This is a genomic window from Enterococcus sp. DIV0802b (assembly GCF_050543535.1).
GTDB classification, from domain to species: Bacteria; Bacillota; Bacilli; order Lactobacillales; family Enterococcaceae; genus Enterococcus_D; species Enterococcus_D entomosocium.
Map to the genome: position 1 here is coordinate 1,819,544 of NZ_CP172941.1, position 22,933 is coordinate 1,842,476.

A 22,933-nucleotide genomic window follows, 5' to 3' on the forward strand; every position below is an offset into this window, starting at 1 on the left:
ATTAGAAAGAGGTGGTTTGATGTTATTAGGAGATAAATTACGGCTTCAAGAAGGATTGACCAATACGGAGAAACGGATTGCCGATTATATTTTGCAAAATATCAATGATGTGCCTTCGTTGACGATTGAAGTCATCGCCAAGCATACGTACACATCCCACTCCTCCGTCATTCGTCTAGCCAAAAAGATGGGTTATGAAGGATTTAAAAGTTTTCGCTTAGGTCTGGCTGAAATTGCCCATAATCAGATGTTCAATCCAACCTTTGTTGACGCGAATTTCCCCTTTTCGCCCAAGGATCAAACACCTGATATTTTGAAAAAAATGGCCGATCTAACGATCAACTCGATCCACAAAACCCATGCTCAGGTTGCCCCAGAAACGATGGAAGCAGTGGTGCAATCGTTGGAAGCTGCACAGCGGATTTTCTTATTTGCTCGCGGTGATTCTCAGATCCGGGCAAGAAGTTTTCAAAATAAGTTGGTCAAAATCAATAAGTATCTGATCATTGCGGATGAATATGGGGATGATGCGTGGAATGCATCGAACGTCACGCAAAATGATTGTGCCGTGTTTATTACCTATCGTGGGAAAAATACACAATACGAAAAAATCATGCAACACTTTCGTGATGTTGGGGTACCAGTGATCGTAATCTCTGGCAACGCCCATGCGAAAATCATCCCATTAGCGACCCATGCGATCATCGCTTCTCATGATGAACGTGATTTTCTCAAAGTCGGTACCTTTTCTTCACAGGTCGCCTTTGAGTATATTTTAGATTCACTGTTTGCCTTGCTGTATGCCAAAGAATATCAAAAAAATATTGTCGAGTTAAGAAAAAAACAATCTGTTTTGGAATCAGGGATTCTCTCAGAATACCCGTCAACTGAAGAAAAGAGGGAAATGAAATGATCAATTGGGGAATTATTGGTGCCGGAAATATCGCCAATCGCTTTGCTGCAAGTTTAGAAAATTTTCAAGATGCCCAGCTTTATGGGGTTGCTTGTCGTACGATGGAAAAAGCGCAAGCGTTTCAAGCAAAATTTCCGTGTGATGCCGTCTTTGATAACTACCAAAACCTATTAGATGATCCAGCTATCGATATCGTTTATATTGCTTTGCCGCATTTGTATCACTATGAATGGATCATCAAAGCCTTTCAAGCAAAAAAAGCTGTTTTATGTGAAAAACCAGCAACCTTGACTGCACAAGAAATGCGCGATGTACAAAAACAAGCCCAAGCACACGAAGTCTTCTTTATGGAAGCCATGAAGCCACGCTTCACCCCAGCGTATCGCAAACTAAAAGAACTTGTGGATGGTGGTCATATCGGTGAGCTAACAAGTGTCACGACTACTTTTCGCCGCCATTTACCAGTCGAAGGCAGTACTTATCATTATCTGCCAAAACAAGGGGGTGCTTTACTGGATATGGGGATCTATAACTTAGCCTTTATCCAAGATTTTTCACCAGAAAACTTAACTGCCGAATTGATCGATTACAGCCTGTATGAAACTGGGGTCGATACCTACGTTGAAGCACGCTTTGTCAGTGAAGACTTTGTTGCAGTGATTGAGACCGGATTTGACCAAACAAAAGAGACGGTGGCGGAATTACAAGGAACAAAAGGGAAAATCACGATCCCCAACTTCCATCGCCCCGCTTCTTTTACCGTGACGATTGACCAAGAAGACACGGTCTATGATATTGGGTACGAGATCGATGATTTCCATTCAGAGATTCAAGCAGTTCACACCGCTCTTGCACAAGGACAACTCGAAAATCCCTTGATGTCTTTAACAGATAGTATTGCCTGTATCGCTTTAGCTGATGAACTAAGAAGCTTGCTAGATGCGGAAAAAAAAGACAATTAAGATCATACCCATCGTTTTTGAATAGAACTGACCAGTGGCTACCATTCGGTCAGTTTTTATGTGTCAAAAATTGAGCGCTTTCTTTGACGGTATCGAAATGGTTATATTATATTTATTGAGTATATTTTTATACAAATAAAAAAAGAAAGGAAAACGCTTATGACTCCAGAAATTATTACGTATCTTATTTGTTTATTGACCTTCGCTTATCTAGCTGTGACGGTTTTTACTTTTGTAAAAAATCGCCGGACAGGTGACGGCTATCGCCTCCGTATTTTTTACGTGCTGGCAGCAGCCCTCGTCTTTTTGCTTTCCGTTTATGCAATCGCTACCGGTCAAACCTATGACGACTTGGTTACATCGATAAATGATCTTTTTCAATAAAACACCGACGGCACGAACCCCTGCGGATCTCTTCGTTTGTGAACCTGTGGTTGAGGGAAGGATCAAAACAGAAACGAGCCAATGAAAGACTGCTAATCGATGGCTTTTCCATCAGGATCTGCTAAGCCGAATCAATGTCTTTCAATAAATGATGTCTGATTTTTTATGGAGGTGTGCATGCTTATTCAGCTTAAAGAAGCGAAGCTTTCCGATCTGCTCTCAATCTACTTGATACAAAAAGCGGCCTTCAAATCCCTCTTTCTCCGTTATCAAGACAAAGAAACTTCTCCCTATTTACAAAGTTTCGAGAAGCTAAACACAAAGTTTTCTGCGTCGAACACCACTTATTATTTAATCATGACCGCTCAGAAAACCGTTGGCTTCCTAAAACTGACGGTTGAGCAGGAACATACGACGAAGCTATCTTCCATCGCCCTTCTTCCCTCCTACGAGAACCGCGGGATTGGTAGACAAGCAATGATCTTGATTGAAAGGAACGTACAAACAGATACGATTCGTTTGAATACGATCCTGCAAGAACCCAAGCTGGTTCACTTTTATCATTCTTTGGGGTATTCCCCAACAGGCAGGTTTCAAAGCCCCTCTTCAGCAATCTGCTTTGTCTCCTTTACGAAAAAAATTGCTGCGAAATAAAAAAGCCATCTCGCCTTTCATCGGCAGAGATGGTTTTTTCTATCAATTGCCATCCTTTACAGCAATCATTTTTATTGGTCCTGCAAGGTGTCATCGGTTTTTTTACGCAATCGCGGAATCTCTTTCACATTCATTAAATCTAAAAAGAAGGTGAACAATGGGATCCCGATGATCAAGCCCCACAAGCCAAAGAGATGTTCGCTAAGATACAGGAGAATAAACGTGTAAAACATCGGGATCTCTGTTTTATTGGCCATCAAGCGGGGATTTAAGATATAGGATTCCAACGCATGAACAAACACTATGATCAATAGAATGTAGATCACGTCATTAAATCCGCCGATAGAATACGCAATAAACGTCAATGGAATACACGAGATGATCACACCAGCAACAGGAATCAAGCTGAGAAAGAAAATCATCAACGCCAAACTCAACAGCTGCGGAAAGCCCATCACCGCTAAGGCGAAGACAGTGATTGCTGTATTAACTAAGGCGATCACCAACTGCGTCTCAATCACATTTCCGAAAGCACGCGTAAACTTAGCTCCTAAATAGTAAACATCTTCAAAGAACCACGCCCCTCGCCCTTGCAAAAATAGCCGAGAAAACGCAACGGTCTTTTTGTTATCGATCATAAAGAAGAAACTAAGCAGAAATGAGATCAGCACCGTCAATGCCAACTCACCGAAATTATACAGATAATTGATCACGACTAGAACGCCGCTTTGTAATTTCTGAATATATTCACTGGTTTGCAATAAATTCAAGACATATTCGATCAATTCATTATTGGAGTCTGTCCGTTGGTAGAAATCCGCAACGGAATTGACTAATTGGACGGATTGTTTGATGATGATTGGTACATAATTTGTTGCTACTAAATAAAGAATAAAAACAATCAAGCTGTAAGTCAGGATGCTCGTAAGCTTAATGGGCAGATGACTTTTTCGATGGAGCAAAAGAACCAGCCGATAAATCAGATACGTAAAGATAAAGGTCAGCAAAAGAATGGTCATCATACTGCGAAACAAAAAAAGAATGCCCGCAAGCATAAACAGGACCGTCCAGCGCCGCAACACAAGATTTTGAAGAAAAGCATTATAGTATTTCATCTGTAACTCCTTTATTCGTTGCAATGGAGCAACGAAGCATTTCAGTAGTGCCTAAGAATTATCTAATCATTAAACTATGCAAATAGCAAGAGATTTTATTTTTCTTAATCGAGCGAAAAAATGAAACAAAAAATCCTTAGAAGAATCGTTGGCTTTCTTCTAAGGAAAAGAGTTATTGGTAAACGGTCTTTCCTTCGTTTACGGGTAAAACCGAGTTGATGGACAATAAAAAGAAGCTGGCAGCCAACAGATCAGCACTGCCGCCTGGAGACACATTTTCTGACTGGCAGAAGGCTGCTAGTGCATGAAATGCTGGGTTCGGCAACGCTTGCTGATTGGCTTTTTGTGCGAGTTGCTGAACCAGTGCCAGTACCTCTTGATTGCTGCGGTATAAAATACACGTATCGTCCAGTGTAGCGATGATCGCCAACAGCATGTGGAGCCTTTTTTCAGTCTCATTGGAACAATCCCGAGAAAAATAATCCGCTAGAGCGATTTGAACATGGGGGAACCCAGCAGCAGCTTCCCCATACGCACCGAGATGTCCATATTTGGCTTGAACAGTTTTGCCATGACTTTCCGTTTGTTGAGTCAGCGCACGATCAGGAAATGCAGTGAGAAGCTGGATGTCAGAAAAGACTTCTGGCAAAAAAATCCGCTGTTTGCGACTAAGTTGGCTACTGACGGCGCTGATGAGCAAGCCTAATGCCCAAATGGCTCCTTTATGAGTGTTGATGCCACCAGTGGCTGCCAACATCGCCTGTTCTGCCTTCCGACCGATTGCAGCGATTGCTTCCCGCAACTCTTGAGACATGCTGCTTCCCCAAGACACCAAGGCCATTTCTTCAAAGTATGGCGTCAATGCTCGAGCTGATCGCAGAAAGAGTGCTTGATCCATATCGTGATGGGCACCTGAATCAATGGCATCCACTAACCCAGGTTTTGGGGACAATGTCACTTCTGCAATCAAGGCTTCTTCTACCAATTGGGCGAGTCGTCGACAATTTTCTTCTACAGCAAATGCAAACATCCAACTCCTCCTCTATTTTTTGATTTGACCTTTGATCGTTACCCATAAAACATGCAAAACATAGCTTGTTAAAAAACCACAGCTGGCAGTTGCCAAATAAGCGACGATGATCATGATGCCCATTGGCAGTTGCAGCAACAAATCTTTGAAGCATAGCAACAAAACTTGAAAGACAAAAACATTGGCAAGATAGGTTCGATACGCATAAGTAGATAGCCACTTAAATGTCCCTAACTGAGGGGCATTGTTCTTGATCATAGTTGACCCAAACATAAAGACTGCAAAAATCAATACTAAGCTATATAAGCTTTGCAATGTATTTAAATACGGTGCATGAGCGAAACTTAGATCACCTGCATAATGTAGCAGATGATTGGCAGATAATAGCCCCAATGCTAAACCCACTGGCAAGAAAGCATAGCGAATCTTGTATAGGAAGCGATAGACGGTTTCGTGATAAATCAAAGCGGCTTCGCCATAGATCCCATAGATCACAAAGCTAAAGACAAACCGATCCAATAAATACCAGCTTTCATGATGCGGTCCTTCAAAAACTTGGCGATCATAAAACACATACCAAGCGACATACAAAGCAGTTGCGACGATCAATACTGGCCAAACAGCTTTTTTCTTCGTCAACACTTTGTAGCCTAACCAGACAAAAAACGGCATCAACAATTGGATCTGCAGCATCATGATCGTATACCACAAGTGTGGCGCCGCATCCCCCGTCACATATTTCAGTAAAAACGTTGCTGTATCAGTATAAGGTTTTCCTTGTTGGACAGTGGGAAAGAGCCATAAATAAGCCGTCGTCCAAAGCACGTATGGCACGACAAGTTCAAAAAACTTTTCTTTCAAAAATTCTAGATAAGACAGATGTTGACTTGTCTTAACCATGTTATAAACAATAGCAAAAATAAACAGGGGTGCGGTAAATTTCACCAAGACATAAAAGGTACCGATGAATGCTGCAGTCTTTTCATCTTGGGTATTGGATAAGGCAAAAGTCAAAATCGTTTGCATCATTACTGCTGTCACGGCAAATACTTTTTGGAAATCACTGATGTTGATTTTTAAATCGTTGTTCTCAAACATGTTTTTCGCTCACTTTTCTAATAATTACCAAATCTCAGTGGTGAGTTTTGGCCCTTCGTCTGTTTTTACTAAGATTTTTTTTGATGGATGTTCCAAATACTCCTTTAAGGCAAACCCGCCTTGTTTTGTGATAACTTGAACATCGATCTGTTGAAAAAAGGCTGCCTGCTTTTCCAATAGTTCCAATGGCAGCTTTTCTTTCGTGTCGGCATAAAGCAACAGATCTAAATCACTTGTCGGCTTGATTGCTGCCTGTTTTGCAGCTAATTCAAAACCCAAACTGCCACCAATTCCCCAAGAATAGTACTTCAATAAAAGCCGTGCTTTTTGATAGCTGCGGTAAACTGGATAATTGGCTACTTCATTGAATCGGAAGCTCTCACGACTGGTCAATTCCCAAGGATGGATCGTTCGTTTGATCATGTTACAGGGTGCCTCAAAGGCAAACCGTTCTTGCCGCTTTTCCCCGCGCAACCCCACGGGTAAATAGCTAGGGTTGCTGGGTTTCCCACGACGGACGGTCGCAAAAAGCTGTTCTTTTTCAGAAAACCATTTCGGAATATCAAACATATCAAGAACTTCTTTATCTAATTGAACGATATCGTGGGCACGGTTCATTCGTTACTCATTCCATTCTGCATTCATTTTTTCAAATACGTTATTCGTTTCCAGCCGGCCGCTCTTTTTAGCGATCGGATTGGTGTAGCGACTGGTCAACATCGTGTCATTCGTTTTACGCACATCATCAATCGCCTCATTGATCGCTTCAATTACAGTCGCTTTGCTTTCAGAGGTGACAGACTGATCCGTAATGGAGGATAAGAAAGTGAAGATTGCCCCAAGTTTCGTATAATTTTTGATATCATAAGCAATACTTGGTACTTTTTCCGCAGCGGCTTCAATCGCGGCAATCGACCGTTTGGTGACCCGACTTGCACTTTCTTTTGACATTGCCTGAACAGTGATTTTTTCACTATTTAGTGCGATCAGACGACTTGATTGCAAGCCATGCGCTAAGAAAGCCCCAGAGATCGCATTACCAGCGATAAAACCGATCACTGGATGACCCGCTTGGCGTAGTTTGGCATAAGCTGCCGCACTGTTTGCTAAAGCTGCATGAATACCAATCAATTCTTCATTGTAGCCATACGCTTGGCTAGGGACATCGATGACCGCAATGATTGGCCGTTTGACTGCTTTCTCTTTGTCTTCTTGATAAACAGTTTCTAACAGGTGGCCCATCTCATACCCTTCGACTAAACCAACTTCTCCCTTGCGTACCCGATACATCGGATTAGTTGGGTTTGGCACGATCGCTGTAACAACGACTTCTTCAGTAAAAAGGTCAGATGCAGCTGCATAGACAGTTGCACTAGTTGAGGTTGGGAATTGCAGATTCGTCAATGCTGAAAACCAGTGATAACCGATACTGTCAGCAGCAGCTTCTTTGCCTTCTGTTACAGTAATAGGTGCCACTTCAGTTGCTTTATGCGCTGCAAGAGCCTTATTGTATGCCTCGATAGTCAGCGGCTTTGATAGATCAAGTTCGTTTAAAAGAGAAAGATAAAAACCACTTTTTTCGCTGCGATGACTGTCTTTCTTTTTAACCATCGCCGCAATCACAGCTTCTTGGATCGATTCGACACTGTCAGTCACTAGTTCATCGATCATTTGTGCTGCCAAACGTTGTTTGGCGCCAATGGTATTCCAAATCAAATCTTTATCACTGGAATCAAATTCTCTCACGCCAGCTTCTTGTTCGATGACTTCAGGACCGTTCAAACCGATACGGGCTTTCTTCGTCGCTATCAAGTAACTCATAAGTGCTGAGGTAATCGACATACCGCCAAAAGAACCCACCCGACCTGGCACTAAGCCAATCACTGGCACATACGATTTTATTGCAACGATCAAATTGCCGATTTCTGCGATCGACAATAAGCCGTAATTCGCTTCTTGGAGGCGTACCCCACCAGTATCGAGGATGATGATCGGTGTGATCGGATTGCCCTTTTGGTTTTCTTCCAACACATGCGTCAATGCAGCGATGATTTTTGCACCAGAAACTTCACCGATACCGCCACCTTGGAATTTCCCTTCCATAGCGATCACGACCACGTTTTCTCCAGACATCGTTCCACGACACACAACGATCCCATCATCGCTTTGTGGCACGATGTCTTGAGCCACCAGATTGGGTGCGATCATTTGGTCGAATGGATCGATCAATTCACGACCGCTCTTGGCATCCAATAAGGCGTGCACCCGTTCTCTGGCGTTTAATTCTACAAAACTATTCTTCATCTGCTAGTTCCTCCATTGCTTGGGTTAATCGTAGGTAAACCACACCGGGAGTGGCGCCAAAGTCGTTGATCACGATTTGCGCACTGATTGGATAGCGCTCAAAAAAACGCGTCAAGACATTTTGCCACACATCGCCAAAGCCGTCACTTCCTGTACACACTGAAACGGTGGTTTCTTGTTTGTCTGTTGGAAAAAGCAGAATTTCCAAGTCACCAGAACCCACCACGCCAACATGGACTTTTTTGGTGACTGGTTTCGTTGTTTGATACGTATAAGCTAATTTTTCCATCTCTTCTTCTCTCCTCTTGCTCTTATTAAGACCACGTTCTGAATTTCATTGGCGGTTCATACAACCCATCGGACCATTCGATCAAATCATCAACGGTTTGAGCTGCTAGCAATGATCGTTTGGCATCACTGCGTTTGATCCCTAAGTCTTCTGGTAATTTCACGATTCCTGCTTTGCGCAAGGCATCCAGAGAAGCTTTTGTGCTGGTCATTCCTAGTGGGGTTACACCACCGATGGCTGCGATTGCTGCTTGTTTTTCCTCTTTTGAGTTTGCTTTATAAAGATAAGCGATGCCTTCTTCTGTCACGATATGCGTCGTATCTTCGCTATAGATCATAATTGGGGCATTGGCTAAACCAGCTTGCTTTTGGACAGCCAACGCATCTAACGTTTCTACAAAAACAGGTTTTTTATTGGAACCATACGTTTCAACCATTTGAACGACTAATTTTTGTCCTTTTGCTAAAGGATCTGTTTCATCCCGCAAGGATTGCCAAGCTGGAGTCGAATGCCGACGGCCCCCCGGATTATGCCCCATATTTGGTGCACCACCAAATCCAGATAAGCGGCCTTTCGTCACTGTAGAAGAGTTTCCTTGATAATCCAGTTGTAAGGTCGAACCGATAAACATATCGATGGCATATTGACCTGCAGTTTGGGATAATGCTCGATTGCTGCGCATCGTGCCGTCTTTTCCGACAAAGAATACATCTGGACGAGCGGCAATGTATTTTTCCATACCAACTTCCCCACCAAAACTGTGGATGCTTTCGACCCAACCAGATTCGATAGCTGGAATCATCGTTGGATGAGGATTCAAGACCCAGTTTTTCGCTACTTTTCCTTTGATTCCAAGGGTTTCTCCATAGGTTGGTAAAAGTAACTCGATCGCAGCGGTATTAAAACCGATTCCATGATTCAACGATTGTACTTCATGTTCTGCATAGATTCCTTTTAATGCCATCATCGCCATCAAAATTTGTAATTCTGTAATGTTTTGCGGATCTCTCGTAAAGAGGGCTTCTAATTGATACGGTTGGTCTGCTACCACGACGACATCGATCCAATCGCTGGGAATGTCGACCCGCGGCAAACGATCGACCACTTCATTAACTTGGACGATCACAATCCCATCTTTAAAGGCTGCTGCTTCGACGATCGTTGGTGTTTCTTCCGTATTGTAACCTGTATAAAGATTTCCTTGGCGATCGGCTTTGTCCGCCGCCACAAGGACCACATTCGGAATCAAGTCGATAAATAAGCGACCATATAATTCCAAATACGTATGAATGTCCCCTAATTTCATGGTTTTGTCTTCAATCATTTGGGCAACGCGCGTACTTTGTGCTCCTGCATAAGAAAAATCGATTTTCGCTGCAATGCCTTTTTCAAATATCGTCAAATGTTCTGGACGGGAGATACTCGACATGATCATATGCAAATTGTTGACTTTTTGAGCATCGACTTGTTCTAAGCTTTTTGATAGAAAGCTTGCTTGTTTTTGATTGTCGCCTTCAAGGACCACTTTGTCTCCCGGACGGATCAACTGTTCTAAGACTTCAATGATTGCTTCCGTTGGGACATATTTCCCATCGAGAAGATGCTCGATTTTTTTCATGGTTTGGGCTTTCTTTTCACGTTTACTTGCCCAGTTTCTTGCAGGTTTTTTCATTGTATTCATCTCCATTTTTGATATAGGAATAAAGCATCATCCATGCCATGTTGATCCAAATTGATCACACGGATCGCTTTGTTTTCACCAAATTTTGCTTGGATCAGTTTTGTTAGGGTATTGCCAGGAGGAAATTCAAGAGCCAAATCAAGTCCTGCTTCGTAGGCAACATCCATGATCTTGTTCCACTGCACCGGATAAGCAATATTTTGCAGCAAATCTCGACGGATCTCTTCAGGGTTCATGGTCATCCGACCATCCGTATTTTTGAGGTAGGGACAGATAGGCACATCAAGGAATACCGTGTTCATAAATGGCGCAAACCGTTTCACGGGTTCTGCCATCAACACACAATGGGACGGGACAGGCACTGCTAAAAGTTTGGCGGTTTGCGCATGATAATCTTTCGCTTGAGCTAGCGTCTTGCGCAAGCCTTTGATATGACCAGAGATCGTATGCTGCATGGGGCAATTTTCATTTGATAAATAGACGGGAGCAGCAGGATCAAATGTATTTGCCACGAGCGCTTCTGCTTCACTTCTCGTTACACCAACCAGTACCCCCATGGCATAATCAGTCGGATAGGCTTCTTTCATCAGTGTCGCCCGATGATAGACCAAGCTAGCGGCGTTTTCGAAACTTAAGCTTTCACAAGCTAACGCAGCGGAAAAAGCGCCAATCGAATGCCCCGCCACAAGCTGAGGTTGCACACCAGATGCTTTCATCTGGTCCGTGTAAAAAGCCGCTTTTACTAAAAGGGCCAACTGAATAGAGACGGTATCTTGTTTGAGATCCCCCGATACAGGGTGTAAATCAAAGCCTGTCGCCTGTTCTAGCCGATGGAAATAACTGGCAGGCACGTCCTCAAGCATCTTGCTGGTCTGACTGCCTTGTCCTGGGTATAAGAAACCTGTACTCATGAAACACCTCCTAAACAATTTCTCTTTCCTGTGTCATAATAACGGAAGTTTGTTATAATAAAAAATACCAGTTTCGTGAATATCCATAACCAAAAGGTATGGAAAGAGGAGTATCTGATGAACCTTGATCATTTACGCTACTTTAAAAAAGTAGCCGAATCGAAAAATATTACCCAATCTGCACAAGAATTATACATCTCACAACCTGCCTTGAGCCGTGCCATGAAACACCTAGAAAGTGAACTAGGCGTTCCTTTGTTCTATCATGCCGGTCGGCATATCGAGTTGACGATGTATGCTGAAGAATTTTATCCCTATGTCGTTGAGACGTTAGCACGTTTCGACGAAGGAATGAGTGCGATCCAAGCCTTAAATGGAAAAATGGTCCCTGCAGTGACGATTTACTCTGAAGTCGCTTCTGTTTCCTTGCCCAACTTGGTGGCGACATTCGTTGAAAAGCACCCTGAGATCCAACTTTCGATCAAGCAGCACGGCAGTAAGGAGACCAACAAAGAACAAGCCTTCTACATTACCTCTGAGCCAAAGAACGGCTTGACCAATCTGCCAATATTCACGGAACCCATCTTACTGGCGATCCCCAAAAAGCATCCCTTGGCAGAAAAAAAAGACTTGCAAGTTGCCGATATCCAACACGTGCCTTTGCTGATGCTGGTTGAAAACAGCCCGCTGCGTAGAACCATCGACGAAGCTTTTGAAGCAAAAAAAATCAGTTTGGCTATCGGTTCAACGACGGACGATCCAGCGACGCTGCGCTCCCTTATCAATCAAGGACTAGGAATCACGTTCTTTCCTAAAATTACTTGGGGCTATGAAGATCAGGCGCCTTTCGTTTTACGTGAACTAGCAGATTTCCCCTTATCAAGGACGATTTATTTAGCATCAAGCTTTACTAAAGGTCATCCCATGACAAAACTAATTGCAAAAACGTTGATTGAATTTTATCTTGGCTAAACAAAAAGAAGCGTCCATTCGCACGTTAGTTGTGCAAGCGGACGCTTCTTTTTTCTTTCCTATTTACCCCGGTTGAATCATCGAATCGACCGTACATTCATTCACATTGATCTCTTCGATCTCTTTTGACTAGCCACAGTATTGGCTGCCAGTCAGGTGAGACCTCATAAGATTTGTTACACGCCTTCAAGTACGGCTGCCTTACCATCACTTATGCGTCAGGCAATTGATCGTATTCTTCATCACTGACTGCTTCTAACCATTCTGAAGCACCAGCAGTAATCGCGACATGGGCAAACCAACTATTTTTTGCTGCCCCATGCCAATGTTTGACCCCTTCCTTGATGACTACGACATCCCCAACAGTAAGTTTTTGCGGTTTCTTACCTGCTTCTTGGTACCAGCCTTCTCCTGAAGTCACCAACAACAATTGATACCCACCATCGATATGCCGATGCCAATTGTTGCGACAACCCGGTTCAAAGGTCACATTGCCAACGTTGACTGGAATCGCTGAATCAGCTACTAAAGGATTCAAGTAACTCTGACCGCTAAAATATTGCGCATAGGCATCATTTGTGTTGCCCAATAAAAAGATTCCTGCTTCTTTTGCTGCATCAGCTTTTGACATTTATTTTTCCTCCAATTCTGCTGACTCTTCTTGATAAACCGTTTTGGCGATGTTAAAAGCAGACCAAGCTTTGGGCCAGCCAACATAGAAAGCCAGATGAGTGATTACTTCTGCAATTTCCTCTACAGTGATCCCGTTTTCCTTGCCAATCGTTAAATGGGCAGTCAACTGTTCAAAATTGCCCCCGGAAATCAAGGCAGATATCGTCAATAAACTTCTCGTATGAGGAGCCAATTCTGCCTCACGTGACCAAACTTCACCAAATAACACATCATCATTCAGTTGCGCGAATTTCGGCGCAAAGTTGCCTAAGTTATCTCTTCCTGCTGTTTGTTTCTTGACCATATCGATCGACTCCTTCATCTATTTTAATGAAATGCTGATTTAACCAATTTCGAATAGCTGTATCCGCTTTCTCTATTCTTGAACCACGAACAGCTAATCCAGGATAAACAACTGCATCAGGACAAGTCTTTTTAAAGTCTTCAATGCTATTGCCGAATCCTGAGCCTTCATGAGTACAAAACGGAAAAATAATCTTCCCTTCCAATCGGTGATCTTTTAAAAAACTCGCTAGGATCATCGGGTATGTGCCCCACCAATTGGGAAAACCGATAAACAAGACCCGTTCTTTAAAAAACGCTGTCGATACCTCTTGATAGAGGGGGAAATCATTAGCCGCCTTTTCTTTTTTTGCTAGCTCGACCATTGCTTGATAGCTTTCAGGGTAAGGATAAGTCGGTTCAAGAGAATAAAGCGGGCATTGTAATTTCTCTGCTATTTTCTCTGCTAGAACCCGCGTATTTCCCACTATCAGCTTTTTTCGCTGCCCTTCAATAAGATTCTCCCCTGCTCGTGAATACACAAGTATTGCCGGCATTTTGTCACCTCCTTGGTTTCTCTTCTTGGTATATTTAATAGTAAGGCAAAGCGGAGCCGTTGAATAATGCTTTCTATAAAAAGTCCCTATGCTTACGAAGCATAGGAAGAGGTGGAAGAAAAAAGAAGCGGATCACTCCACTTCTTTTGGCTTTTAGGATGCAATTATTCAAAAGCGTCACGAAAGCGGGCAATGAACGCCGTCACAACCGGCGACATCACACGATTTCTTTTCCACACCAAGACACAGCTGGTTTCGATTTGAGGGACTAAAGGCAAAAATTTGATCGTTTCATCCCTCCGTTCTCCGACAGCTCCGCTGATGGTCAACGCCGAACCAACATGGTTTTCTACTAAGGAAAAGACATTGAAAATCAAGTTATATGTTCCAACGATCGGTAATTCTTCTATTGGTATTTTTGACCATTGACTGAACATTTGCTGCACTTCCGGACGCCTTGACACTAGCAATGGCACCCCTTTGATATCCTCTGGTGTAATCTCTTCTTTATGGGCGAGAAAAGAATCAGCCGATGTCAACATGCCCCAAGTTTCTTTTCTTGGTAGAACGACTTTTTCGTATTTCTCGATTTCGATGGGTTCGATCAAAATCGCCAAATCCAATAAGCCTTTCTCTAAACGCTCGTTGATATCATCTCCTGTGCCACTGTGAATATGAAAGCGGACATCTGGATAGTCACTGATAAATTCTTCCAACATCAAGGAAAGCGTGTCGGAATTATCTGCTTCCACACAGCCAATTGTGAAATGACCACTAAACAACTGTTTCTTACGATCTTCAAACTCTTGCATGGTTTGATCCGTTAGACTCAATATCTCCTCGGCACGGCTTTTTAAAAAACGACCTGCTTCCGTTAAGAGCATTGTACGATTATCACGAATGAAAAGAGCCGTTCCTAATTCATCTTCTAATTCTTTTAATTGACGGCTCAATGTCGGTTGGGTGATGTGGAGCACTTCTGCAGCTTGAGAAATTGTCCCTTCCTCTGCAATCGTGAAGAAATATTTTAATAAACGAAATTCCACTAAATCGCCTCCTCTTTTTTGCAACATTTTAACTCTTAGCAATGAAAAGAATCATCCTACTTCTTGGTCTATTCATTTTTAATAATAACAAAGAATCGCTAATTCAGCGAATCATGCTAAAAAAGCGGAGAAGACTGTAGAATTTTAAGAAGATCGTTTTATGGAATGACATGAAAAATTGTTCGCACATTAATAATAGAGGGACAAAAAGACTTGCCCCACTATTATGATAGCCAATCAAGTTAAGCTATTATTTGGTTTTCTTTACTTTTTGTTAAATAGAATCTGGCTATTTTGACCATTTGAACCTGTTGGATCGATTTCGATTTCCCAGTAATCGAGACCATCTAAAGAAGTGATTTTTTTCGCTGAAATATTACTATCTGCTTCTTTAATACGATAACCATCGTCTTTTAGATGAATCAAATCCTTTTGAGCACGCTTCATTGTAGGATCTGAGTGTGAAAGTATAATCGTTTCATCGCTGTCCACTCGTGTAAGGGCCATCGGGGCTTGAAATTTCATATCAAGGATTTCGACTTCGGTTTCATTATAGACATTAATACCAATTACATTATTTGACTGTACTGCATGAATGTTTTTATCATTGCGCAATATTTTAGCGGGTTCAATTTTTTCGAATTCAGTTCTGTCCCTATTAGGATAGATAGCATAGTTGTACTCATCTTCTTGATGGATATGCGTTTTCCACATTGTAAAGTAGCTTCTCGTAATCGGGTCAATGCTCCCTGATCCATTGATCCGATTCCAACTATCCTTACGTTCTTCAATCATCAAAGTTAATTCTTGAGGGTTGATAAATTTATATCCGATAGATTGTTGCGGATCAGAAGCCTCCAAATAAACACTTTCAACATTAGAAAAGTTTTGTTGTCCATTTGATAAATCAATCTGTTCGTTATTCACAAAAAATCTGTAATTAATCGTCTCATTCAGCTTTCTATTCTCTATAACTGTTTCAATGATACGGTCAATTTGAAAGTTTATATTACTTCCGATAGCAACAAGCTCGTCACCAAGGATGAACCATGACTTTTGAGCTGTCAACGTTCTTTCATAATTGATAAAATCCATGACAAAACTACCATAACGATCATCAACGGTGGAACCTCCCACGAAGTCTGTTTCCGCTACACTATAACCGCTTTGATCAAGTCGAATTTGCTTATCCACAGTAATACCTGGCAATCTATAGGGATCAACTGTCGCCCAAAAGTCTTGATTAAATTGATTTAGATCATCATTATATAGATAAAGCATTCCATCGCCCGTATGCCATCCTTGAAGGTTTTCATTATTCATTGTTTCGTATCGTTTGATTCTACTAGAGGACATACTTAACCCAAAACTAAAATCAAAATCTTTATTAAAATAGGTCATTCGATCCATATTCGCAAAATTTGTAAGTTTTGTTGTGTAAGGACTATCGGAGGCTATATCAGGATTAGATAATATTGTTTTTGCTAGTGCAATATCTCTAAAGCTTGATAAACTATTTAAGTAGTCAAAATTCGCACTATTTGCTTCTATCCAATGCTTAGCAAAATGAAAATATCTTTCGCTGTTCGATAGTTCTGGAATACTCGCAAAACGAATCATCGCTTTTGTCATTTCAGCTCCAGCAACATTGCTCTCCATTTGGCTCCTTGAGATAGCTCTTCCTCTGACCATATCCATCATATTTCCTTTATACATGAACGGGACGATTGATTCTTGAATCCAGAAATCTATCACTCTAACTATACTATCAGCTGGAAAATAGTCTGTTGACTGAGTCATTGTGAATATCTGTGAGATACCATCAAGAAGAACATTTCCATATGAACCAATATAAGGAACGTTGTCATGTTGTAAAAACGAACCATCAGTATAAAAGCCATCACCCTCGGTTACAAAAGGATAAACTTTTTCTAATGCGCTTATCGCTTCACTAACACCAGAATCATTTTCTTCCAAGATGCTTTTAATTAGTATTATTCGGGTATTATCCACTTGATTAGCTCCAGTTGCTTCAAGTGCAAGTTCTGGATTTACACTATATCTATTATAATTGACATCTGGCAAAAAACGTTCAATCGGTCTTAAAAAATCGCCAATTTGTTCTTGTGATAAAAAAGGATGTAAAGTGGTAACTAAGTCATTAATTGCTCGCGGAACGCCAATTTCCCAATCCCACCAGTTTCCATACGTTTGGACAGAGAGATTATACTTATAAATGTACATCCATTCTAATCCCGAAAAGACATCCTCTAATAAATTTCTGTTGAGATAATATTCTGAATAAGGATTGGTTGCTGACAGAGCTAAAGTCGTTAAATTTCTAAAACTAGTTGTTAAATTAGCTGATGCTGTCAATTCAGATTGTTCTTCCCACAAAGCTTCCTTATCTTCATCTTTATTCAATGTTTCCCATAATAGGTTGGCTGTTCTATCCATTGATCTTTGCTTATCAATCATTAACGGATCATCAGAATTAAAATAGTTAGCTCCCAGAATCATTTCGTGCCACTTTGTTCTCATGTCATCAAATTTGTTGTGGTCACCTTTATCAATAGATACATCAACGAGAACGATCAGCTCACCACTTGTATTGGTTATTTTTATTCGTGTTGTTCCCTCTCTTTTAGGCAGAATAATCCCATCAAAGACCTCTAATAAATCTTGGTTTTCCACAAAAACGTCTAATTCTTCAAGTGGTTGGAAGAGAGGTATGATATGCATTTGATCTAATGTAAGATGTACATTATCATGTCTATCTTTTGTAACAAAAATGGGGATACTTACTTTAATAGTCTCATTTTTATCGCTAATAATGATCTCACTAATCCCTGTTGCTACACCAGTAACATACCCCCGCTCATTTACTTGAGCTACCTTTGGATCACTTGAAGAAAAAGATAGGTTTTTCCGAGGGAAATCTTCGGGGTAAGTTTCCAGCTCGATTAACTGGCGTTCACCAATTTGCAAATGCAGCTCTTCTTGAGAAATGATAATCTCTTGAATTTCTTCATATATGCGATCATACAAACGTGCATTTCTGTATTCAATTAATCCCGAGGTATTATCAAAAAAAAGCTCCAATTTTACTTGTTCCGTATCTGCTCCAGTCGTAAAAGTAACTGCAAGGCTTTCCCATCCCGAAGTTCCTGAAACAGCTTCACTAGAGTAAAGAGATATCTGAGTTCCATTTTCCATGTACTGAACCCTTATTCTTCCACCAAGTGCATTAGAAATATCTGTTGCTTTCACCTCGACAATTGCGCGATATTCTGTATTTGGACGAACAGGTATACCTTCTTGAAAAACTGCTGCACGACTGACTTGATTGGAAGAAATTTCAATGCTGTTTTCTTCTGTTACTCTCACTTTTGGACGGATATCTGAAGGGAACCAAAGGCGCCAGTGATCTGCTCCAATTGAATCATGCCACCCATTCGTATTCTCAGATTGTTGTGAAAAGTCCCCGTTCAATAATAAATTATGTTCAATCGTTGTGCTGTGAACATTGATTGGTAGTATAAGCAAATGGATCAGAAACAGAAATAAAGCAAGTATTTTCATATTTTTCCTTTCTGCATTAGGCGGAGGCTTCTTGTCATCATATACATAAAGAAACTGTCATTGAGTTGAATAAAAACCGAATAACTATTAAATTGATAGAACTATGGTCTAATAACTACATGAAAAGTCATCCAAGGATACCTGACAGCGACCCTAAAATACCCAAAACAAACAATAGAATGAGCAGCTTGTAAACATTCCAATTCTTCTTTTTAATTAGATAATAAACCATAATCGTAACTAATCCAGGCAAGAGCCGAGGCAAAATTTGATCAAAAACAGTTTGGAGCGCTACTACTTGTTGTTCGCCTTCAATTGTTGTTGCGTACTCGATCGCCATTTCAGCTTTTACGAAGCTCACCGCTAAACCAGAGATAACTGTGACTCCTACAATATTCGCTGCCCGAGAGATTTGGTTGATTTTTTGGCTGAGCATTTCAATCGCACTTGTGCCCATTCGATAACCCAGCCAGCCTAAAAGACACTTAAGAAACAGATTAAAGCCAATCATACAAACTAAAAACATGATTGGACTAGCAGTAATACCCGCAATCGCCATGCTAGCAAAAATCGTTGAAAATAACGGTGCTACACCAAATTGAGATATTGCATCCCCAATTCCTGCCAATGGACCCATTAATGCCATTTTTATACTTCTAATTTTTGATACATCTTCCCCGTGATCAAGCATTGCTAATTGTAAGCTAGTAACAAAGGGGACTGTTTGAGGATTGACATTATAAAATTCCAAGTTATCAATAGTGGCTTTTTTCAATGCTTCCTGATCATCTTTGTAGATCTTTTTTAATCCCGGAAAAATAATATTTGCATAACCCGTTCCTTGATACGTGTTATAGTTGAAGCCATTTTGGAGGAAGTATGAGCGCATAGTTGCTATAAAATAATCGTTTTTCGTTAGTTTTTGTTCTTTAGATTCCATCTTCTTCGATTCCTCCTTGTTGAGCGAAAGTCATTGAAAGTTCTTGTCTTTTTTCTTGATTATAGTAATCGATCATTGCAAATACTGCTCCTACTAATGCAATCGCCATAACAGGTAAATCTAAATACGCAATACAAATGTAGCCTAAGATCACGTAAGGAATAACGTCTTTGGAAACCATGACCGATAGAATCATCGCAAAACCGATTGCGGGTAGTAAGCCTCCAGCAACAGTCAGTGCTTGAACCAATTCATTCGGAATCATTTCGACAAATTTTCTAAGAGGCTCCATACTTAAAGCAGAAAGTAATGCAATAAAGAATCCCACAAAGAAAAAACTAATGAAAGTTGTATGTGCAAACCATTTAAAGCGTTTGAAACGGCCATTTTCTACCGCAACTCTTGCAGCTTCGGATGAACCAGCACATACTGTATAAATGAGTGTCTGGCAAATTTGAAATAATACTGCAAATGGATAAGATAATGCCAAGGCACTTTCAGGTGTGACCCCTTGATCTTTTAAAGTTATCGCCATTATGGTCCCCACCACTCCTGGACCTAAAGGATTAGGTGGGACCGTTCCCCCAGCGCCAACGCCAAATCCCATAAAAGCAAGTTCACCAATGGCACCCATCATTAATCCAGTTTGAACATCACCAAGAATCAACCCTACAAAAAAGGAAAGGACAATGCAACGATTTGTAAAAATGCCTAGCAATAGACCCGAATAACAAACGCCTGCCATAAGTGCCAGTAAAAAAGCTTGCATAATTGATATATTCATTTTATTCTCTCCTATTCGTTTTCAAGATGAGACATGAGTTGTTTCAATGAATCAACGTCTGGAGCCATCGGTGAGGTACGAGTATCAAACTTGATGTGAAATGCATCCTTTAATTCTTTTAACGCTCTTTTATCTTCTTCACCGATAAAAATATAGTTGGATATTTTCGTTTTTCCTACTGCATTGTGAATATTCCCAACATTGATTTGTTCTATTGGTACACCTCCTTTGACAAGTGCCAGTGCATCCTGCGGATTTGCCACAACGATAAAAATCATTTGCTTAGGCGAGGCTTTATGAATGATTTCGCATGTTTGTTGAATCGTGAAAAAGCGCATGCTCACATTTTGTGCCACCGCTTTCATCAATTGTTGTTGAAATGGATCATTTGCGGCTTGATCGTTAGCTACGATACATAAGTTGACACCCAATGATTTGATCCACATTTGACCTTGACCATGTATCAAGCGTTCATCAATTCGTGTCATTTTAATATTTGGTTTCGCCATTTGATTCCCTCCTTTAGTCTTTTTACCAAAATAATTGCCAGTTTTTTTTATGTCTTACCAGTGCTTCCATATAGAAGTAATCCCCCCAAATATTCCCTTCATTCACACCCTTTCCGGAATGCCAGGAATAGACCCCTTCATTGATGAGCGCTACAGCTCCTGTGCCCTTTTTTTCTGTGTAACGGTTCATTAAGTTTCTTAGCATACCTTGTTGGATGTTGTGATACATTTTTTTCATAGGATGGTTATCCGCTAGATATTTTTCCATTTCATTCATCCCACAAAGGGTTATTGCATTAGCAGAGGTATCCCGAGGTTGATCAGATCCCTCTTCAAAAATCAAATCCCAAAAACAGATTAGATCACTAGGCAAACGATTTAAAAAGTAATTTGTTACAGCTTCATAAAGTTTTATATTTTCCTCCTTTCTACAATAATGCTGATTTAATGCTATTCCATAAATCAACCAACTTTGACCGCGTGCCCAACTGGAGTCGTCAGAGAATCCTTGCTTCGTTTTACCATATAGGGGCTGACCTGTTGTGGGATCGAAATAATAAGTATGAAATGCTGAAGCATTTTCTCGAATCGCATATTTAATGGTGGTCTCATAATGTTTCTCTGCCACAGCTTTATAGATATCGTCACCAGTCTCCTCATATGACCAATGCAATAATGGTAGATTTAAGAGACAGTCAACAATTAAACGATATTCATTAGAGTCATCCAAATCTCCCCAAGCTTGTATAAATTTCCCTTTATTTTGAAATCGCTCAACGAGTTTGTCAGCTGCGCTAATGGAAATTTCTCTAGCTTGGGAATTGCCTGTGATTTTGTAACAACTGACACACGAAAGAGTATAAAGAAAACCTAGATCATGATGATTGATTTCTATATTTTGAGACAATCTTCTGGAAAAGCTTTCCATATGCTTTTCTGCTAAATCCTTATACTTATTTTCCCTGGTAATATCATATGCGAGCCATAAAATGCCTGTCCAAAAAGCCGTCGTCCATTCTGTGTTATCAATAACTTGGTAATTTTGGTTTTTAGTGGCAGGTGCAGGAAATTTCTCTCCAAATATAGCCATATTTTGATCAATTTTCTGTAAACACTGATTAATCGCTTGATCAATTTCTTTCGTACTTAATTCTAATACTTCTAGTTTTTGATAATTATCCTTTAAAGGTTCAATTCTTTTAGAAAGCATGTTTTTCCTCCATTCGCAACTTATAGCGTTAACGTGTTATCTGGTTGCAGTATATAATATTCTCGCTTCTGATGCAAGCGTTTTCAAGTTTTTTGCTTTAATGGAATAAAAAAAGCACATAACGTCAGTTATATGCTTTGAAATATAGTTGTTAACTAATTAATAATATCAATACTATAGTAATCAGGATGAATAAATGCCTGATCATATTCAATAGCATTTTCAAAACGATCATAAACAATTCGATTCCTCACAAACAAAGCTGCTGGTCGATTATTCTTAAAATAGCTTTTCATTATTTTTTGATCTTTCTCTGATAAATTATCTATGATCGATTCAAAGTCAGATACAGAGATTGTCATTTTCTCTGATTCTGGTATTTGGTTTAAATCTTCTAGCACTTTAGTAAATGACAACCCTTTTTTCAGCTGAGCGATTGGAATATCAGTCGGTCCAGTGATATGTGCATATCTAAATTGAAGTTTCCACGGCTTATTATTAATAAATGCAACTTGACTTAGTTTTAAAAACGGTACCCTTGTTTCTTCAAACGAAGGAGCATGTAAAATCTTTGCTATATCTGAATTCGTTATTTGTTGAATGAGATCTACCGCTTCCACGACAGTCTTTTCAGATATTGGTTCTTTTTTATCAATAGTCAAAGGGCGTGTATTTTCGCTAAAGAAAACACGTTTATTTAGAATGTTTTTTCGTACAAATGTTCCTTCGCCTTGTCTCCGAATGAGATAACCTTGTGCAACCAGATCATTCATCACTTTGATGACGGTTGTATTACTTACCCCATATTTTGCTTTTAAGTCTCCCTCTGAATAGATACGGTCCCCCGGTTTAAATTTACCAGCTTCAATATCTCGAAGAATATCTTGTTTGATTTTTTCATATTTTAATACAGCCACTTTTAGTCCCCCTAAAACAATCTTTATGTACGCAATTTTAGCTAAATGGAATAATATTTAATTTACCTAAATTAAGACAGCAATTGATTAAAAATTTTTATTGAATCGACGAGTATTATAG

The 22,933-nt window shown here is 40.5% G+C and carries 23 protein-coding genes; 5 read left to right on the top strand and 18 right to left on the bottom strand.

Annotated features, from left to right (window positions below):
• Positions 1-19 precede the first annotated feature (19 nt).
• The 4 genes from IGJ12_RS08670 to IGJ12_RS08685 all read left to right on the top strand — a co-directional run bounded on the left by IGJ12_RS08670 (position 20) and on the right by IGJ12_RS08685 (position 2,913).
• Positions 20-913: a MurR/RpiR family transcriptional regulator gene (locus tag IGJ12_RS08670; protein ID WP_016620120.1), complete on the top strand. Its 894-nt coding sequence runs from the start codon at positions 20-22 to the stop codon at positions 911-913.
• Positions 910-1,875, top strand: coding sequence for a Gfo/Idh/MocA family protein (locus IGJ12_RS08675; protein WP_430619578.1), 966 nt, complete (start codon positions 910-912; stop codon positions 1,873-1,875). Before IGJ12_RS08670 ends, IGJ12_RS08675 begins: the two co-directional genes overlap by 4 nt.
• Positions 1,876-2,034: 159 nt before the next feature.
• A complete protein-coding gene (locus tag IGJ12_RS08680) occupies positions 2,035-2,259 on the top strand; it encodes a hypothetical protein (protein ID WP_005226057.1) in 225 nt (74 codons plus the stop codon).
• A gap of 177 nt (positions 2,260-2,436) precedes the next feature.
• Complete coding sequence (locus IGJ12_RS08685; RefSeq protein ID WP_430618890.1) at positions 2,437-2,913, top strand: GNAT family N-acetyltransferase; 477 nt, start codon at positions 2,437-2,439, stop codon at positions 2,911-2,913.
• Between the two features lie 71 nt (positions 2,914-2,984).
• Here the strand turns inward: IGJ12_RS08685 and IGJ12_RS08690 are convergent, their stop codons facing one another.
• The 8 genes from IGJ12_RS08690 to IGJ12_RS08725 form a co-directional block, all read right to left on the bottom strand.
• Complete coding sequence (locus tag IGJ12_RS08690; RefSeq protein WP_008379977.1) at positions 2,985-4,028, bottom strand: AI-2E family transporter; 1,044 nt, start codon at positions 4,026-4,028, stop codon at positions 2,985-2,987.
• 172 nt (positions 4,029-4,200) lie between these two features.
• Positions 4,201-5,058, bottom strand: a complete 858-nt coding sequence (locus IGJ12_RS08695) for a triphosphoribosyl-dephospho-CoA synthase (protein WP_142437573.1) — start codon at positions 5,056-5,058, stop codon at positions 4,201-4,203.
• Positions 5,059-5,070: 12 nt separating this feature from the next.
• Positions 5,071-6,156, bottom strand: a complete 1,086-nt coding sequence (locus IGJ12_RS08700) for an acyltransferase family protein (RefSeq protein WP_430618893.1) — start codon at positions 6,154-6,156, stop codon at positions 5,071-5,073.
• 24 nt (positions 6,157-6,180) lie between these two features.
• A complete protein-coding gene (locus IGJ12_RS08705; RefSeq protein ID WP_430618894.1) occupies positions 6,181-6,774 on the bottom strand; it encodes a malonate decarboxylase holo-ACP synthase in 594 nt (197 codons plus the stop codon).
• Between the two features lie 3 nt (positions 6,775-6,777).
• On the bottom strand, positions 6,778-8,460 hold the full coding sequence (mdcD, locus tag IGJ12_RS08710) for a biotin-independent malonate decarboxylase subunit beta (protein WP_430618896.1): 1,683 nt from the start codon (positions 8,458-8,460) through the stop codon (positions 6,778-6,780).
• Entirely contained in the window at positions 8,450-8,749 is a 300-nt protein-coding gene (locus tag IGJ12_RS08715) for a malonate decarboxylase subunit delta (protein ID WP_005226050.1), read from the bottom strand. The genes mdcD and IGJ12_RS08715 overlap by 11 nt, the downstream gene beginning before the upstream one ends.
• 25 nt (positions 8,750-8,774) lie before the next feature.
• Positions 8,775-10,421, bottom strand: coding sequence for a malonate decarboxylase subunit alpha (gene mdcA, locus IGJ12_RS08720; protein ID WP_086372984.1), 1,647 nt, complete (start codon positions 10,419-10,421; stop codon positions 8,775-8,777).
• A gap of 5 nt (positions 10,422-10,426) precedes the next feature.
• Positions 10,427-11,341 (bottom strand): ACP S-malonyltransferase, encoded by a 915-nt coding sequence (locus IGJ12_RS08725; protein ID WP_430618898.1) that lies wholly within the window; start codon positions 11,339-11,341, stop codon positions 10,427-10,429.
• Positions 11,342-11,458: 117 nt separating this feature from the next.
• On the opposite strand from IGJ12_RS08725, the gene IGJ12_RS08730 reads away from it, so the two are divergent.
• Positions 11,459-12,313 (top strand): LysR family transcriptional regulator, encoded by an 855-nt coding sequence (locus tag IGJ12_RS08730; RefSeq protein ID WP_430618899.1) that lies wholly within the window; start codon positions 11,459-11,461, stop codon positions 12,311-12,313.
• 211 nt (positions 12,314-12,524) lie between these two features.
• On the opposite strand, the gene IGJ12_RS08735 is transcribed toward IGJ12_RS08730, so the two are convergent.
• The 10 genes from IGJ12_RS08735 to IGJ12_RS08780 form a co-directional block, all read right to left on the bottom strand.
• Complete coding sequence (locus IGJ12_RS08735; protein WP_008379994.1) at positions 12,525-12,944, bottom strand: cupin domain-containing protein; 420 nt, start codon at positions 12,942-12,944, stop codon at positions 12,525-12,527.
• Positions 12,945-13,289 carry a carboxymuconolactone decarboxylase family protein gene (locus IGJ12_RS08740; RefSeq protein ID WP_430618901.1) on the bottom strand — a complete coding sequence of 115 codons (345 nt, stop codon included), beginning with the start codon at positions 13,287-13,289 and terminating at the stop codon, positions 12,945-12,947.
• Complete coding sequence (locus IGJ12_RS08745; protein WP_430618902.1) at positions 13,258-13,824, bottom strand: flavodoxin; 567 nt, start codon at positions 13,822-13,824, stop codon at positions 13,258-13,260. The genes IGJ12_RS08740 and IGJ12_RS08745 overlap by 32 nt, the downstream gene beginning before the upstream one ends.
• 164 nt (positions 13,825-13,988) lie before the next feature.
• The gene (locus tag IGJ12_RS08750) at positions 13,989-14,870 is read right to left on the bottom strand and encodes a LysR family transcriptional regulator (protein WP_034878550.1); all 882 of its coding nucleotides are present in this window, start codon (positions 14,868-14,870) and stop codon (positions 13,989-13,991) included.
• A gap of 264 nt (positions 14,871-15,134) precedes the next feature.
• Positions 15,135-18,452, bottom strand: coding sequence for a polysaccharide lyase family 8 super-sandwich domain-containing protein (locus tag IGJ12_RS08755; RefSeq protein ID WP_430618904.1), 3,318 nt, complete (start codon positions 18,450-18,452; stop codon positions 15,135-15,137).
• A gap of 127 nt (positions 18,453-18,579) precedes the next feature.
• On the bottom strand, positions 18,580-19,392 hold the full coding sequence (locus tag IGJ12_RS08760) for a PTS system mannose/fructose/sorbose family transporter subunit IID (protein ID WP_086292358.1): 813 nt from the start codon (positions 19,390-19,392) through the stop codon (positions 18,580-18,582).
• Positions 19,382-20,176 carry a PTS mannose/fructose/sorbose/N-acetylgalactosamine transporter subunit IIC gene (locus IGJ12_RS08765; protein ID WP_016611815.1) on the bottom strand — a complete coding sequence of 265 codons (795 nt, stop codon included), beginning with the start codon at positions 20,174-20,176 and terminating at the stop codon, positions 19,382-19,384. Before IGJ12_RS08765 ends, IGJ12_RS08760 begins: the two co-directional genes overlap by 11 nt.
• Before the next feature lie 11 nt (positions 20,177-20,187).
• A complete protein-coding gene (locus IGJ12_RS08770; RefSeq protein ID WP_128489501.1) occupies positions 20,188-20,685 on the bottom strand; it encodes a PTS sugar transporter subunit IIB in 498 nt (165 codons plus the stop codon).
• 22 nt (positions 20,686-20,707) lie between these two features.
• On the bottom strand, positions 20,708-21,895 hold the full coding sequence (locus IGJ12_RS08775; RefSeq protein ID WP_430618906.1) for a glycoside hydrolase family 88 protein: 1,188 nt from the start codon (positions 21,893-21,895) through the stop codon (positions 20,708-20,710).
• 155 nt (positions 21,896-22,050) lie between these two features.
• On the bottom strand, positions 22,051-22,812 hold the full coding sequence (locus IGJ12_RS08780) for a GntR family transcriptional regulator (protein ID WP_128489892.1): 762 nt from the start codon (positions 22,810-22,812) through the stop codon (positions 22,051-22,053).
• Positions 22,813-22,933 lie beyond the last annotated feature (121 nt).